Here is a 14,967-nt window from a genome sequence, read left to right as displayed (position 1 = left end):
GATATCGGATTTTTTATGTATTTTGAAAATGAACCGTGTCCAAGTAAACTTGGTATAAAGTGATTCGAAAGCTATAAAAACCAATCAGTCTGGATAAATATTGTTGGTGCTAATGTCGTTCATATAGCGCTAAGCGCTGAGTGGGAACAAACTTAATAGACTTGGTATTAGATGCAATGATATAACTCAATGTTATAAAGCTGTTTTGTTAATTGATATAATTGACTTTTAAAAGTATCTTCGAAAGAACAAAATTTAATGGAAAAATTAACCATATGATAAGTATAGTAAATTTTGAGCACGATAAGCTGGTCATTAAACAGTGGCAATTACTTGAAAAAGAAAACTGGTGTGTTTTGGGACGCAATGGCTCAGGGAAACAATATTTTAATCAACTGTTAATTGGAGAATTATTACCAACAAAGGTTGAACAACTAACATTACCGGCTAAAGACAAAGTCGCTATGATTTCCTTTGAAGCACAGCAAGATATCTATGAAGAGACTTTAGAAAAAATAGCGCCTGATTATGCTGATATTAATGGGGCTATGATTAAAGCGAAAAATTTTTTACCGGAAGATAAATGGCATGACCCTCTCATTGGTGAGTTTGGCTTAAGTCAGCGTCTTGATACTAGCTACTTACAACTTAGCACTGGTGAAAGTAGAAAGTTGTTAATACTGCAAGCCATCTTCAAGGGGATTGATTTACTTGTTTGTGATAACCCGTTTGACAGCTTAGATATTGCTTCTTGTCAGGCTTTATCTGATGCCTTAGCAGGTTTATCGCAAACCGGTATTACCGTGCTCTTATTGTTAAATAATCGCCAAGATATTCCAACATGGTTTGACAACGTTGCCTTTATTGAACGTGGACAATTCTCTGTTATTGGTAAGTTAACGGATGCCGATACTAAAAATCAGCTTGATGTCTTACTAACTCCAGCACCAGATGATGCGCCTTGGCCAGATACCGTGCAGCAGTTAGCAGATTATCAACATACACTTTTAGTCGAGCTCATTCAGGGGACGGTGCGTTATGGCGGTGTGAGTGTTTTTGAAAACTTAGATGTTAGCATTAAACCTTTACAACATACGTTGATCACAGGTGCTAATGGCAGTGGTAAATCTACCCTGATGCAATTAATTACCGGAGATTGTCCACAATGTTATAGCAATAATATTCATGTTTTGGGTTATAAACGAGGCTCAGGTGAAAGTATTTGGGAACTGAAAGCACAAATGGGCATTGTGAGCGCCGAGTTACATCGTCAATATCGAGTGAGTGTCGACTTACTTACCGTGATCCTTTCGGGTTTTTATGATTCGATTGGTCTGTATCAAAAACCAAGCGAGAAACAACTTGCTATTGCAGAGCAATGGTTAGAAAAAATAGGTTTATCCGCACACAAGCAGCAATTATTTCAACAGTTGAGTTATGGTGAACAGCGACTTGCTTTAGTCGCTAGAGCATTAGTGAAGTCGCCTTATTTACTTATTTTAGATGAACCAACACAGGGACTAGATGAATTAAATAGGCATAGAGTGCTGAATTTTTTAGAGCACTTAGCCACGCAAAAACACAGTACTATGTTGTTAGTAAGCCATAGGCAAGACGAGCTTTTATCGATATTTGAGCAGCATATAAAGCTTTAATTGACTTTTTGCTTTTGGCTCTGTCTTTATAAAGCTGTTAACAATAAATTAACTGGCGACTTAATAAGTAATGCTGATCAGTTAAGAAACTTTTGCCGTGCCATTGAGTGAGCTTTCAAATAGTTCAATAGCGCCGCTTTCTTTAAGAACTGTACTTGTGCCAATGATCGGCATGAGTTTATTCCACCAATATTCGGCATGTAATATTGCAACCTAAATGTGTCCGTACGGACACACCTAAATGGATAAACGCTTCTGATTGCGCGAAGTGCACTGGTATAGCAAGCACATGTTTAGGCACTGAAGCGGTTAACAGTTAACTGATTGGCATTACACGCTTGTGAGTGACTTTTTGTTACTACTGATTTGTTGAGTACATTTATGTATATTATTTTACCTTGCTGCAATTTGGAGTTAATCAATTGAACTTAAAAAGTAGTCTCAATGCTAATATCATTACTGTCTTTTAATATTTTTGCATCTTCTCATGATGAAGTCGCTCATCTTTTGACGTTTATTGAAAAAACCGAATGTAAGTATGAACGCAATGGCACCATGCATACAGGGGCTGAAGCGGTTAAGCATATTAATAAAAAGTATCGATATTACCTTGATGATATTAAATCGGCAGAAGACTTTATTAAATATGCCGCGACTAAAAGTGCAATGTCAGGTAAACATTATAAAATCCACTGTGCTGATAAAGCGGTAATGAAAAGTCAAGATTGGTTACTTATTGAATTAAAAAAAGTTAGAAAATAAAATGTTTCATTGTTATAAAGTCATTCATTAACTATTATATGATTATGATTAAATTGACTTAAATAATCAGTACTGTAACTTTCTTGAATTTGGTAATATCTATAGCTAGTGAAAAGTCGCTTTAATTTGAGGCTTAGCCCTTGGGCTCATATTTAACTCTTAGACGTTGAACTTAGATTAAAATAAAGTAAGGAATTATGTCGTTGATTGATCTAGATAATAAAAAGTTAGCTTCGGCAGTTTCTAGTTTTCAAGTACCCGCTAAACCTCAAATTCTAATTGATATTCAAAAGCTGATGGCAGAAGATGAACCTAATATCGATAAAGTTGCTTTATTGATTAGTAATGATGTTGGCTTATCTTCAGCAATTATAAAAGTTATTAATTCTCCACTTTATGGTGTTAACCGTAAAGTATCTAAAATTAAGCATGCGGTGATGGCCTTAGGTTTACGAGGGGTTAATGGTCTTGTTATTGCCTTATTGCTTAAATCTTCCATTCAAGGCACTTCAAGTATTTCGCTTGAACACTTTTGGGATAACGCTATTGATACTGCTAACGCGATGTCTTTTATCGGCGGAGAAATAGACAGTAAAATACCGGTTGATACGCTCTATAGTATCGGGCTTTTCCATAACTGTGGTATGCCAATATTAGCGTTAAAATATACTGATTATAATGATTTATTAGCAGAAGCAAGTGGGTTAGCGTTAAATTCCCTTGAGTTAGAAGAGCAACACTATCATACCAATCATGCAGTGTTAGGCTATTATGTAGCAACGTCGTGGAACTTACCCAGTGAAATTTGTCAAATTATTTTGCGTCATCATGAAGTAGACTACTTGGATGAAATAACTGATAGTAGCGAGCAACTAGCATTCGCAATTTTAAAAGCGGCAGAAAACTTAATTGAGCAAGCTAGACGCCAGAGCGTTACGCCAGATTGGGAATATGTTCAAGAAGCGGTGTTTGATGTATTAGGGATCTCTGCCATGGACTACTCTGATCTAGAAGATGGCTATACTTTGCTGTATTAATTTTAAGTACATGAATTGAAGCGCTTGCGTTATCGGACATAGCTTTTGGTCTTTAGTTTTAAGCCAATATAGAAGAGCCTAACCGCTGGTTTATGAGCTGATCAGGCCTGATTTTTAGTGTCTATAGATATTACAATGTGGCGTGCGGGCCAAACACTTCATAATGAATATTACTTTCACCTACACCTAGTTTTAACAATTGCTGTTTAGCAAATTGCATAAAAGCAATGGGACCGCATAAATAGAAGTTTCCATTTTCCGTTGGTAAATCAACAGTAGCTAAATCCATCATGCCTTTATTGATATGTGGTTTTTGTACTTCTTCAGTTCTGTACCAGATATTCTGTTGCCAGTTGTTTTGATTGATGAGTTCACTCGTTCGTTGTGCAAAAGAATGTTGTTCACTTGCCTCACAAGCATGTAAAAAGTGTACAGGTTGGTTATGGTTATTTTCAGCTAATGTTTCTAACATACCTTGCATGGGAGTAATACCGACGCCGGCGGAAATAAGTACGGTCGGGGTTTGACGGTCAACAAAGAAAAAGTCACCGGCAGGTGGATAAAGTTTGACTTCATCAGCAATATTAACCGCTTGATGTAAATAATTTGATACTTTACCAGGCACACCTTGTTGTTCACGCTTAACCGAAATACGGTAATTTTTACCATTAGGTTTATTTGATAAAGAATATTGGCGAATTTCTTTATAGTCATTGCCTGTTGGTTGAACTTCAAGGCCTAAATATTGCCCAGGTATAAAATCAATAACTGCTTGTTGGTCGACCGGCGCAAAGATAAAGCTTGTTACTAGTTCAGATTCGACCACTTTGTCGATCACTTTAAATGCCCTTGCTCCTTGCCAGCCGCCCACTTCTATTAAACGTTGCTGATATAACTCGGTTTCACGATTAATAAATATGCCAGCTAAAAATTGATAGGCGCTTGTCCATGCCTCTTCAACATTAGAGGTAAAAGCTTCAGGGGCAAGTTCACGCAGGGTTTCAATTAGGTGCTGACCAACAATAGCGTAATGCTCTGCTTGAATATTAAAACTGGTATGTTTTTGTGCTATGCGTTCTACAGCAGTCGTTAATGCGCTTAAATTTTCAATGTTTTTAGCATAGGCGGCGATTGCTTCAAATAGCGCCACTTGCTGACGGCCGGTGTGTTGATTCGACATATTGAAAATATCTTGTAACTCAGGGTTATGAACGAATAATCGTTGATAAAAATGAGTGGTCATTGCAGAGCCTGCATTTTCCAATAATGGAATGGTAGTTTTAATTATCGCTATGTGTTTATCAGTTAGCATTATTGCTCCTAAATTAACTGAAAGGTAAAAGTAACTAATGAAATAGCAGTAATAAAATTCATTAGTCATTTATCGTGTCTTGATTGCATGCTTGAAGGTGCATAAGGTGCAACTTTAAATTTAAAGCTGTTAGAAATCCTTCTTACCAAAACCATGTAAGGCCACGCAACGTAAGACATAGCCAAGTTTTAGAGCGGCAGCAAAAACAATGGTGGCGATATGTGCGAAAATTTGCAACGGCATAGTAAAATAGTCATCAAAGACAAAGTTGATGGTAATACTGAGGGAAATAATGACGAAAGATATTAACATCATGTAATTACCTAAAATTAAGCATTTTTGAAAATTTAATGCGTGTTTAACATCCGGTAATTTATCGGCCATAGAAAATTGTGCGTACATCATAAACTCCTTATCTACCGCCAGATGCGGTAATAAATTATTGTGTTAACTCAAGTGCTTAACTTTATGCTTACCGTGGCTCTTACTAAGGTATTGCAAAGGAAGTGCCATCATTTAAAGTTATTAATAATCAATGGTTTGTATTATTTATTGGTAAGGTTGTTGTCATATTGACCGCGAATTTTCGTGGTCTAAATGACTCTTTCGTGATATTTTGCATACATCTTTGAGTGAAAATAAAATATCAGTAAAATATGAGCCAAATATCTTCAAGTGCAATTATTGAATTAGCACTAGATTTAGCCAGTAGCCTGAATAGTAAAGATAGGTTTGATCGTTTGCTTGCTACTGTGCGAAAAACCATTAACTGTGATGCGGTGGCATTACTATCGTTTCATGGTGATACCCTCACTCCTATAGCGTTGCAAGGCTTGAGTCGAGATACTATGGGCCGACGTTTTTTGATAGCCGAGCATCCAAGGTTTGCCGCGCTTTGCCAAGCAAAGCAACCGATTCGCTTTTCTGCAGATTCAACATTACCCGATCCCTATGACGGTTTGCTTATCGACCGAGAAGGTGACTTACCTGTGCACTCTTGTATGGGATTACCACTCTATTATGCCGATAAATTGTTAGGTTTATTAACCATAGATAGTCTGACACCACATGTATTTGATGATATTCCTGAACGTACCTTGGTGGTGATTTCAGCCATGGCTGCAGCCACGTTAAATACCGCTTTTTTGATTGAGCAACTAGAATATCGAGCTGATCATTCACAGCAGGTTGTGGCTGAATTAACCGAAGAAGCATGGAAACGCGATGGTGGCGAATTAATTGGCGAAAGCACAATCATGCAACAACTGAAAGAGGAATTAATTATTGTCGCTAATTCAGAGTTTAATATTTTAATTTATGGTGAAACCGGTGTTGGCAAAGAATTGGTTGCCCGGACCCTGCATCAGAAGTCTGCTCGCCAGCATGGTCCTATGGTTTATGTTAATTGTGCGGCATTACCCGAAAACTTGATAGAAAGTGAATTGTTTGGCCATGTTAAAGGTGCCTTTACCGGCGCAGATAAAGCACGTGCCGGTAAGTTTTCTTTAGCTGATGGGGGGACTTTATTTCTTGATGAAATTGGTGAGTTACCGCTAGCAGCGCAAAGTAAAATATTACGTGCTATTCAAAGTAATGAAATTCAGCCGGTAGGGCAAGACAGTGTTGAACAAGTTAATGTCCGTATTATTGCCGCGACCAATAGAGATTTAAAGGAAGAAGCCGAAGACGGCCGTTTTCGTGCTGACTTGTATCATCGACTCAGTGTTTACCCGATCCGTGTACCTAAGTTGCAAGAGCGCGATGGCGATGTACAAATATTGAGTGGCTACTTTGTCGAACAAACCAAGCGTAAGCTAGGGGTTGTGCAGCTAAAAATAACCAGTGACGCTATTCGTCACCTTGAACAATATAATTGGCCTGGTAATGTCCGTGAACTGGAACATGTTGTGAGCCGAGCGGCGCTAAAAGCGAGGGCAAGACAAAAAGATAAAGCGATTATTGCCATAGAAAAACAAGACTGTGGTTCTTTAATTAATTTGCAAGCGACGCAATCGGATCAGTTAATAATTGAGCCAAAAGTGGTTGAAGATATTCTAACACATAGCCGCTGCGTTAACTTGCGTACTGAAACTGAGCAATTTCAACGACAGCTGATAAAACAAGTGTTAACGCAAGAACAGGGTAATTGGGCGGCCACGGCAAGAAGGTTGTCGATAGATCGGGCTAATCTAAATCGTATTGCCAAAAGACTCGATATTAAAGTGGTTAAAAGTATTGTTATGTCGATTAACTAATGTATTTGATATTAATACGGGTTGAGAACGATTTAATTTCACTACAACGCATTTACTTTTATCGCTAAAAAGCCGAACATGATGTTTAGCTTTTTAGCGAGCATTGATAACTCAACTGGTGTTTTTAATAAGTCAAAGCCGACTATTTTACATGCTTATGACCAAGCCATAAGCTTATGGAAACGAGTAATACGATAATAGCCAGGTAAAGCGTTTCAATGATTGATGAGGGCTTCATCTCAACAAAATATGAAAACAGTTTAATCACTAATAGCATGACAATGACATTGCCTAATTTAGATTTTAGTTGGTCTATGCTGTTGATCTGGAAAGCTTGAGATGTGTGCTCTGAAGATTGTTCAATAGAGCTAATAAACAGTTCATATAAACCAAAGGAAAATATAAACAGGATTGATGAAATTAAGAAGGTATCTAATACCTCGATGACACTGAGTATTAACATTCCTCTTGATATTTCTCCAGTAGAGCTGAACAAATAACCGATAAGGTTACCGACAAAATGTATCACCTCATAAACACCTAAGCCCACTAAAGCCACAGCTGTTATCACACAACAGATAACAGCAACCAGCAACACCAAGCGGCTTTGCCATAAAAATGATTCAAAAAATTTTTCCATAAATCTCTACTTTTTTGTTGAAATAGTTTTAATTAGCAGATCACAATTTCTGATGCCTGTGAACTACAGTTTTTTTCTGCTCTTAATTGCCTGATTGCATCTACGAAAGGGCTAAAGTGCGCATGCTCATTGCTAAAAAAGTGATGACTTTTATCATTGAGTATCATACCACCCGCCATATGAGCATGTCCGCCACCAAAGCCGCGTTGCTTTTGGTTTAAGGTTTGTCTCAATAACAAGCCAACATTAACTTTAGGGCATTCAGAGCGCAGAGATAGCTGTATTGCTTGGTTAAACTTCATTGCAACAATAACAATATCGTATTCGTTTACACTCAAGAGGAAGTCAGCTAATACGCCTAATAAGTTCTTGGCACATGGTTCTTTTAATAACACAATGGCGATACCGTCATTACTTTCTACGTTATCACAAACGTGCTGAAAGCTTTTTAGTTCACTTTGTATTAATGAATTGCGACAAATTTTATTGACTAATGCTAAGTCTGCAACTTGATTAAGCCCTAAGAAGGCTTTTAAGTCGGCATTACAAAAACCGCGTGTTAAATTTGCCGTATCGATGTTTAAACCCACCAATAATGCGGTGGCAACCTTTTCAGGTATGTCTATGTTAAGAGAGCTGAAATATTCATAGATAATGGTTGCTGTAGCGCCATAGTTACTACGTACATCGCAGTACCATAGGCCTTTTGGTGGTGTGACGTTGTGATGGTCAATGACTGCAATTTCTTCACCTTGAATATCAGTAACATTCTTTTCACCAATACAACCATCAACCGTGATAATTTTATCATGTGCGGTTAACTTGGCTTTATTACAATGAATCACCGGAATGTCTAGCCATTCAATCATGTTGGCTAATGATATTCTATCGACATGGCCATTGTAGACAATAAGGGTGTTCATGCCCATTGCTTGCAATAAAGCGGCTAAGCCATAAGCGGAAGCAATCGCATCATGATCAGGAAAATCATGTGCTTGTATTACAACTCGCTGTAATGGCGATAATAATTGCAAAAACTTATTTAATTTTTGTTTAACTTTATTCACGGTTAATCCACTAATGGCAAAATGCAAAAAGGGGAGCTAGCTCCCCATTAATTTTTATTATTGTACTTAGCGTGCCATTGACTTTAATAAATTATCAGTAGAGGTCTTAAGTGAGCAAAAGTAACCCTCACACTTACCGGAAAGCATGATGATCATGCCTTTTTTAATTAACGGCGCTACGTCACTATCTACTTGAATATAAGACTTTTTACTTAAGACGTTTTTGGCATCCATCATTTCACCTTCGCCAATCATCACCATTTCATCATCAATTATTTGATAAATGGCGATTTGTGCATCTTCTTTAGCACCATGAATTCGACCTAGGTTTGTTTCGAAATACAGCTCACCGTTAAATGCTTTGGCACCGGTAATTAAGCCTCGTGAACCGACGTACTTGCTTAAGGTTACGTAATCACTCTCACCTTTTTCAAGTAAATCAGCAACGGCACCAGCAACAACACCGTTATACATGACTTGCTCTTCACAAGAACGACTTGGTGGGTTCTCTTTACTATTAGAAGAACTACCTTGGACATTGAATGAAACAATTTGCTTCATGGAAGGTAACTCTCTAATTTGTACATTGCCTTTTACTTTTGCTGAGTAATCACATTCAGCAGGGTGGTGTGTTGATTCACCTTTTTTATTCTTAGAAGTGTAAGCTTTTTCATATTCGCCACCAAATGACATATCGGTGATTGTTGGGATGACAACAAACTTAGCTTCTACAGGGCCTTGATAAGCATTGTAGTTTTCACTTAGGTTTTCTTTTAATTGAATTTCATCGATAAAGCGTGCTGCCATTCTTCTATCGATAACTTCTGAGCCACTATCAACGATAATGGTGGTTATTTCATTAGCAAAGTAGCCTTGTACAAACTCAGGTATATTAGATTTCATACCTGGTGCTACGATGATGTTGTTGTTTTTGACCTTTAAGTCTTGGTCCGAAAAACCGTCGATTGATGCTAAGTTTACTGATGGTAATGTTGGTAATGGTGGTAATGTTGCACCACAACCGATAACCACGACTGAAATCGCTGTTAAGGCGAGAGTTTTAATAGAGTTTTTCATGCAGATTCCCTTTTATTAAGACTTTATCATTTGTGTTTCTATTTTTTTTATCAGATTTATGACAGCTTTTTTATTTGCTTCTTTTTTATTGTTAAATGATGAACCTTTGCTTTTTAGTTTTATAAAGCTAATCACATCACCAAACTCATCTAAAACAGTAAACTCTGCATTGATAATATTTAGATAATTTTTAAATGCATAGCTTTGTTTTTCTGATAGTTTAATCTGAATATTACCGGTATCTTTTTTCTGGTTAGTGACTTTAAATCCTTGGCTTTTGATTAGTTGTTCAAAAGCCCGCTTAAAGTCAGCAGAGGCTTGAGCAGGATAAGTAATGGTATATTTATTTTTATACTTACAGCGCTTAAATAAACGTTCATAAGTTTGTGCTTGTTGACTAAATGCGAGTGTACTCTCTTCTGCCATACCACTGCCAAGGTAGGCAGGAATTAATGCGGTTAGTTTTTCTTTTTTATGGTTGTTTGTTGAAAGTGTGTGCCAACAAGCTGGCCCTTGAGATTCACTAAAATCTTCGATGATAAACATAAGTTCATCATTTATCGTTTCAAGTTGCTGCTTAAGTGATAGTTGCACTAATTTTCGTTCAACTCGAACCAGCACTCGCCATTGATTGTCAGCTTTACTATTATTTATTACCTGGATGTTAGGCAGTTCAATCTCTTGAGAAACCGCCATTGTATGCTGTTTAGTGCTTGTGGTGGTGGTATTACCGGTTTTATCTTGGCTGATACCTACACTTGATTGTATTCGTGTTGACAGCTTCTGTGTAATGTCAGCCAAAGCAAGTTTTTGGGCATTACTGTGATCAACGTCGATACCTAGACCATAAATATACTGTTCGTCATCAGCGGGAATTGCTTCAAGCGCATTGGCTAACGGTTGCAGCAAGATAAGTAATATACCGATGAAGTATCTCATTTTTAGACCTTTTGCTGTGAAAAATACTGTTTACTTTCCAGTACTTTATCTAGGTATCGCTGTGTTTCCGTATGGGTGCGCTTTTTAATCACATCGTATACTTCATCTGGAGTCATAGTATTGATCACCTTCATAGCCTTAAGGCGTCCTTTTTTACCTTTGTTAAACGCTCTAGCAACGTTGCCTATGCCAGTATTGTAGGCGGCAATAGCGCAATAAAGTCGGCTAGTTGGATTTTCAATTTCTTTTAAATACTGAGTCATCAAAATATGGATATAAGCAGAGCCGTATTTGATATTATCGCGGCCACTAAACAGTAATTCAGGGCTTGGTTTTTCTTTCATGCCAAGAATGCGATTATTGACATCAGCACCTGCTGTAGAGGGGACTATTTGCATTAAGCCATAAGCCGGTACATATGATTTAGCTAGTGGGTTGAAGTGGCTTTCAGTTTCCATAACCGCGAGGATAAATTGCTTGGACAGTTGCCATTTTTCGGCATTACTTTCAACATATTGTAAATATTGCTCAGCCTTTTTAAAGCGATCCCTGTGCAGGTTAACTTTATAGGTTTTAATGTTTTTTGTAATTAATTGATTAACATCACGTTTAATAGATTTTTTCTCTTCTTTCATGCTAACAACGAGTGCCTTTGGTGCCTTGGCTTGTTCGATACTAATCTCATCGCTATCAAGAAAGTTTTCGATATTTGCTATTTGTTTATCTAAGCGTGTTTGTGTACGTTTGACGACGATTTGTTGTTGTGTTTCTAGCGGAACGGTTGTTACTTGCTTAAGTATAGTGTTTAAGCTTTCAGCAGAATCTATACCTAAGTGATTTAAAACCGTTGGTGTTGAAATCTCTGTTTCTGGTGCTTTTTCTGTCGCAACGTCAAACTCTATCTGTTTACTGGCAAGGATTTCAGGTTGTTGATCTAATGAATCAATTATCGCTGCACGTATACGTTGATCTACTTCGTTATCTGATAAATTATCAGCATCTAAAAGGCTAATTTCTATGGTATCGTTTTCAAAGTCGGTTAAAACTTTAGTTTTGTTTTTTTCGTTATAGTGGACGTACTCTGTTTTAGAACTTAATTCAGCAACGCCCCATTTTTCTTTGATTTCAGCACGATAGTTTTCATACCGATTAAGATAATCCGTTTTAAACTGATTATATATCGCTTGGCGATTTTTACGATATTCGGCAAAGCTGTTGCTTTTTTTCTCTGCTGCTAGCGCGATTGGGCTTGAGAAACAGACGATCAAAAGAGCGACGGTGACTCTAGAAAAGCTAGACATAATATATCCTTATTAATACAGCTGTCAGTTTTACTGTTTATAGTAAAATGAATATTCAAAGTTAGTGAGAACGGAGTCTGCGATAACAGATAAGTCGACTTCACCTGCGCCAAAAAAGTTATTTCTCGCTTTCTGACTTATGTTTAACGCACGCGTCTGAGTTACTTTGCTATTGTCTTCTTCTAAGTTAACTTCGTCGTATAATTTTCGAAGCTCTTCAGCACTAATATTTATGTTCTTTTTATAACCGATAGCACCAAAGTATTGATTCATAAATAGTTTGTCTTTGCCTAACTCTTCTCTTGTTAAAAAGAAATCGACATTATTATAATCTAAGGTAAAGTCAGTCATATTCTGGGTATTATCCGCAACACTGATTTTATTCTCAGAAGGCTTTTTATTGAGCAGGTTGTTGGGCGTAAAATCATCTGCTAATGCGCTAATAGTATAGGCGGTAACTCTGCTGTCTTGCAAAATTAAGGTTAAGATATATTTTTCATTGAGATAATAGGCGAAGCTGATGTCGTCGATGTATTTACTCTTTTTTATTAATTGCGGGAAGCCTATTTGCTGTGAAATATACTCCATGTTGCTGCCAATATTGATCTTATTTAATGCTTCATACTCATACTTATGCGTAAAATTAGAAATAACCGCGACATAAGCTTCTTGAGCGAGCTCTTTCGAATCAGACCATTGACCGAGTGCCATAATAGCAATAGCAACAAAAAGGAACTTATCTTTAAAAGTTCCATTTTTAAACTTTATTTCTTCCCAGAAAAACATAACTAACCTTATTTTCTTCTATTATTGTGTACTTTAATTAGCGCTATTTTCAGACTTCATAAAGTTTAGATACAGTAAGGTTTCGTTTTCAGGAGATAACTTGATCGGGGCTTGTTGTAACAGTTGGCTAAATAGCGCTTTGCTTTTCGCTTCAGACAAGGTCACCAAAGTACATAGGTTTTTTACGTTATCTATTTGCGCATAATCTACTTTGACGACTTTTGAACCTCTTAGGAATTGATCGGTTAATTGTGCGCTGGTAATACTGATTTTGCTTTCAGTATTGGTCTCGCCCATAGAAGAAATCTTTGTGCTGTACTCTTCTTGTAAACTAGACACTCTAGTTTCAATTTGACTGGCTAATTCAGCTCTAGCTTGTGTTGCCGCTTGAGATTTATCCATTGAAAAACTGTTAGATGCAGTAACACACGAAGCTGCTGCCAAGCCTTTGTCAGAGGTTGGGCTTAACACCCATTGTGGAATGTTCATGCCTAATTCTGCAGCATTAGTTTCTGGTGTAGAGTTACACCCCGTGATGAATAGTGACATTGCAGCAATTGAGGCGACAGTTAAGTTACGTTTAAGCATTTCAGTCCTTTAATAATGTTTAATAAGTGAATTTTTATCTACTTATTTTTGTACTTTTGTTTTGTTATAGTAATAAATTTTTGAAATATTTCAACATATTGTTACATATAATTGCAAAGTGAATTGTTTTTCTAAAATTTTGATAAACGAGCAGACGAAGGACATTATATTATGTCTGCTCGCTTATTCTTTGTCATGGCTTGCTAGGATGTAAAAATAGCAATAACGCTATCATACTTATTTAATTATTGTTTTTAGCAGTATCTTCTTTAGGTAAAAGTAAGTTTAAACTGATAGCGACTAATGCGCACAAGCTAATCCCTTGAATGCTATAACCACCAAAATTGAGTGCCATGCCACCGATACCAAAAACTAAGACAATAGCAAAGATAATGAAATTTCGTGGTTGGTCAAAATCTACTTTCGCTTTCACTATGCTGCCTAAGCCAACACTGGCAATTAAACCAAATAACAACAGCATGATACCGCCCATTACTGCACCAGGTATGGTTTGTAATAAAGCACCTAACTTACCAACAAAGGCCATGATAATTGCAGCACAAGCCGCCCAAGTCATAATTCTTGGGTTAAATGCTTTGGTGAGCATTACTGCGCCTGTCACTTCTGAATAAGTAGTGTTTGGCGGGCCACCTAGCATTGATGCTGCCGTGGTGGCGATACCATCACCTAATAATGTGCGGTGCAAACCTGGCTTTTTGATGTAGTCTTTACCGGTGGCCGAGCTAATTGCTAAGACATCACCAATGTGTTCAATGGCAGGAGCTATGGCAATTGGCAACATATAAATAATGGCTTGCCAGTTAAATTCCGGTGCAGTGAACTTTGGTATGGCAAACCAAGCGGCATTTTGTACTGGGGTAAAGTCAATGATACCGTGATAAAGCGATAATACATACCCTACAACAATACCTGACAATATTGGCATTAAACGCATAAAGCCTTTGCTAAAAGCGGAAACCAATAAAGTGGTTAACAAGGCTGGTAATGAAATACTTAAGGCAAGTGATTGAGTAATTAATTGTGCTGAGCCATCACCCGTGCGACCCAACGCCATATGCACAGCAACAGGCGCCAGCGATAAACCGATAACCATAATAATAGGGCCGGTAACAATAGGCGGTAAATACTTACTAATAAAACCGACACCGCGCATTTTGATTAAACCACTAAAACAAGCATAAACAACACCAACGACAGCCAGTGCGCCCATGGTAGCCGGAATCCCCCATGTTTGTGTGCCGTACATAATAGGAGCAATAAAAGCAAATGAAGAGGCTAAAAAAACAGGTACTTGACCTTTTGTGACGAGTTGGAACAATAAGGTACCTATACCGGCAGTGCACAAGGCCACGTTAGGGTCTAAGCCGGTAAGTAACGGCATTAGTACCAAAGCACCAAAAGCAACAAATAGCATTTGAGTGCCAGTGAGTACTTCTTTAAAAAGTGACAAGTTGTTTTGCGCTAAATTACTCGATAATGGGGTATTTGAACTCATATTTCACTCAATAAAACTGCCAGCAAGCTGGC

The 14,967-nt window shown here is 37.5% G+C and carries 14 protein-coding genes; 4 read left to right on the top strand and 10 right to left on the bottom strand.

Annotation, left to right across the window (positions count from 1 at the left end; translation table 11 throughout):
* Positions 1-275: 275 nt before the first annotated feature.
* The 3 genes from FGD67_RS05400 (at position 276) to FGD67_RS05390 (ending at position 3,454) form a co-directional block, all read left to right on the top strand.
* On the top strand, positions 276-1,655 hold the full coding sequence (locus FGD67_RS05400) for an ATP-binding cassette domain-containing protein (protein ID WP_257174033.1): 1,380 nt from the start codon (positions 276-278) through the stop codon (positions 1,653-1,655).
* Positions 1,656-2,099: 444 nt separating this feature from the next.
* Positions 2,100-2,417 (top strand): DUF5329 domain-containing protein, encoded by a 318-nt coding sequence (locus FGD67_RS05395; RefSeq protein ID WP_257174032.1) that lies wholly within the window; start codon positions 2,100-2,102, stop codon positions 2,415-2,417.
* Between the two features lie 197 nt (positions 2,418-2,614).
* The gene (locus FGD67_RS05390) at positions 2,615-3,454 is read left to right on the top strand and encodes an HDOD domain-containing protein (protein WP_257174031.1); all 840 of its coding nucleotides are present in this window, start codon (positions 2,615-2,617) and stop codon (positions 3,452-3,454) included.
* 130 nt (positions 3,455-3,584) lie between these two features.
* Here the strand turns inward: FGD67_RS05390 and hmpA are convergent, their stop codons facing one another.
* Positions 3,585-4,766 (bottom strand): NO-inducible flavohemoprotein, encoded by a 1,182-nt coding sequence (hmpA, locus tag FGD67_RS05385; RefSeq protein WP_257174030.1) that lies wholly within the window; start codon positions 4,764-4,766, stop codon positions 3,585-3,587.
* Between the two features lie 129 nt (positions 4,767-4,895).
* Positions 4,896-5,171 (bottom strand): hypothetical protein, encoded by a 276-nt coding sequence (locus FGD67_RS05380; protein ID WP_257174029.1) that lies wholly within the window; start codon positions 5,169-5,171, stop codon positions 4,896-4,898.
* 251 nt (positions 5,172-5,422) lie between these two features.
* Between FGD67_RS05380 and norR the strand changes: the two genes are divergently transcribed.
* On the top strand, positions 5,423-7,021 hold the full coding sequence (gene norR / locus FGD67_RS05375; RefSeq protein WP_257174028.1) for a nitric oxide reductase transcriptional regulator NorR: 1,599 nt from the start codon (positions 5,423-5,425) through the stop codon (positions 7,019-7,021).
* A 142-nt stretch (positions 7,022-7,163) separates the two neighbouring features.
* On the opposite strand, the gene FGD67_RS05370 is transcribed toward norR, so the two are convergent.
* The 8 genes from FGD67_RS05370 to FGD67_RS05335 all read right to left on the bottom strand — a co-directional run bounded on the left by FGD67_RS05370 (position 7,164) and on the right by FGD67_RS05335 (position 14,935).
* Entirely contained in the window at positions 7,164-7,661 is a 498-nt protein-coding gene (locus tag FGD67_RS05370; RefSeq protein ID WP_257174027.1) for a YqhA family protein, read from the bottom strand.
* Between the two features lie 32 nt (positions 7,662-7,693).
* The gene (locus FGD67_RS05365) at positions 7,694-8,728 is read right to left on the bottom strand and encodes a bifunctional oligoribonuclease/PAP phosphatase NrnA (protein ID WP_257174026.1); all 1,035 of its coding nucleotides are present in this window, start codon (positions 8,726-8,728) and stop codon (positions 7,694-7,696) included.
* A 66-nt stretch (positions 8,729-8,794) separates the two neighbouring features.
* Complete coding sequence (locus FGD67_RS05360) at positions 8,795-9,805, bottom strand: hypothetical protein (RefSeq protein WP_257174025.1); 1,011 nt, start codon at positions 9,803-9,805, stop codon at positions 8,795-8,797.
* A 15-nt stretch (positions 9,806-9,820) separates the two neighbouring features.
* Positions 9,821-10,744 (bottom strand): LPP20 family lipoprotein, encoded by a 924-nt coding sequence (locus tag FGD67_RS05355; protein ID WP_257174024.1) that lies wholly within the window; start codon positions 10,742-10,744, stop codon positions 9,821-9,823.
* A gap of 2 nt (positions 10,745-10,746) precedes the next feature.
* On the bottom strand, positions 10,747-12,045 hold the full coding sequence (locus FGD67_RS05350) for a murein transglycosylase domain-containing protein (protein ID WP_257174023.1): 1,299 nt from the start codon (positions 12,043-12,045) through the stop codon (positions 10,747-10,749).
* A 30-nt stretch (positions 12,046-12,075) separates the two neighbouring features.
* A complete protein-coding gene (locus FGD67_RS05345; RefSeq protein WP_257174022.1) occupies positions 12,076-12,831 on the bottom strand; it encodes an ETEC_3214 domain-containing protein in 756 nt (251 codons plus the stop codon).
* Positions 12,832-12,864: 33 nt separating this feature from the next.
* Positions 12,865-13,419, bottom strand: a complete 555-nt coding sequence (locus tag FGD67_RS05340) for an LPP20 family lipoprotein (RefSeq protein ID WP_257174021.1) — start codon at positions 13,417-13,419, stop codon at positions 12,865-12,867.
* Positions 13,420-13,660: 241 nt separating this feature from the next.
* A complete protein-coding gene (locus FGD67_RS05335; RefSeq protein WP_257174020.1) occupies positions 13,661-14,935 on the bottom strand; it encodes a uracil-xanthine permease family protein in 1,275 nt (424 codons plus the stop codon).
* Positions 14,936-14,967: the final 32 nt, after the last annotated feature.

This window comes from Colwellia sp. M166 (assembly GCF_024585285.1).
Taxonomy (GTDB): domain Bacteria; phylum Pseudomonadota; class Gammaproteobacteria; order Enterobacterales; family Alteromonadaceae; genus Cognaticolwellia.
Note: the sequence above shows the minus strand (reverse complement) of the source record. Positions and strands in the feature narration are given on the sequence as shown.

Excerpts from the sequence above, each read along its gene's own strand:
- FGD67_RS05400 (WP_257174033.1), top strand. The coding sequence starts at position 276 with ATGATAAGTATAGTAAATTTTGAGCACGATAAGCTGGTCATTAAACAG.
- FGD67_RS05395 (WP_257174032.1), top strand. The coding sequence starts at position 2,100 with ATGCTAATATCATTACTGTCTTTTAATATTTTTGCATCTTCTCATGAT.
- FGD67_RS05390 (WP_257174031.1), top strand. The coding sequence starts at position 2,615 with ATGTCGTTGATTGATCTAGATAATAAAAAGTTAGCTTCGGCAGTTTCT.
- hmpA (WP_257174030.1), bottom strand. The coding sequence starts at position 4,766 with ATGCTAACTGATAAACACATAGCGATAATTAAAACTACCATTCCATTA.
- FGD67_RS05380 (WP_257174029.1), bottom strand. The coding sequence starts at position 5,171 with ATGATGTACGCACAATTTTCTATGGCCGATAAATTACCGGATGTTAAA.
- norR (WP_257174028.1), top strand. The coding sequence starts at position 5,423 with ATGAGCCAAATATCTTCAAGTGCAATTATTGAATTAGCACTAGATTTA.
- FGD67_RS05370 (WP_257174027.1), bottom strand. The coding sequence starts at position 7,661 with ATGGAAAAATTTTTTGAATCATTTTTATGGCAAAGCCGCTTGGTGTTG.
- FGD67_RS05360 (WP_257174025.1), bottom strand. The coding sequence starts at position 9,805 with ATGAAAAACTCTATTAAAACTCTCGCCTTAACAGCGATTTCAGTCGTG.
- FGD67_RS05355 (WP_257174024.1), bottom strand. The coding sequence starts at position 10,744 with ATGAGATACTTCATCGGTATATTACTTATCTTGCTGCAACCGTTAGCC.
- FGD67_RS05350 (WP_257174023.1), bottom strand. The coding sequence starts at position 12,045 with ATGTCTAGCTTTTCTAGAGTCACCGTCGCTCTTTTGATCGTCTGTTTC.
- FGD67_RS05345 (WP_257174022.1), bottom strand. The coding sequence starts at position 12,831 with ATGTTTTTCTGGGAAGAAATAAAGTTTAAAAATGGAACTTTTAAAGAT.
- FGD67_RS05340 (WP_257174021.1), bottom strand. The coding sequence starts at position 13,419 with ATGCTTAAACGTAACTTAACTGTCGCCTCAATTGCTGCAATGTCACTA.
- FGD67_RS05335 (WP_257174020.1), bottom strand. The coding sequence starts at position 14,935 with ATGAGTTCAAATACCCCATTATCGAGTAATTTAGCGCAAAACAACTTG.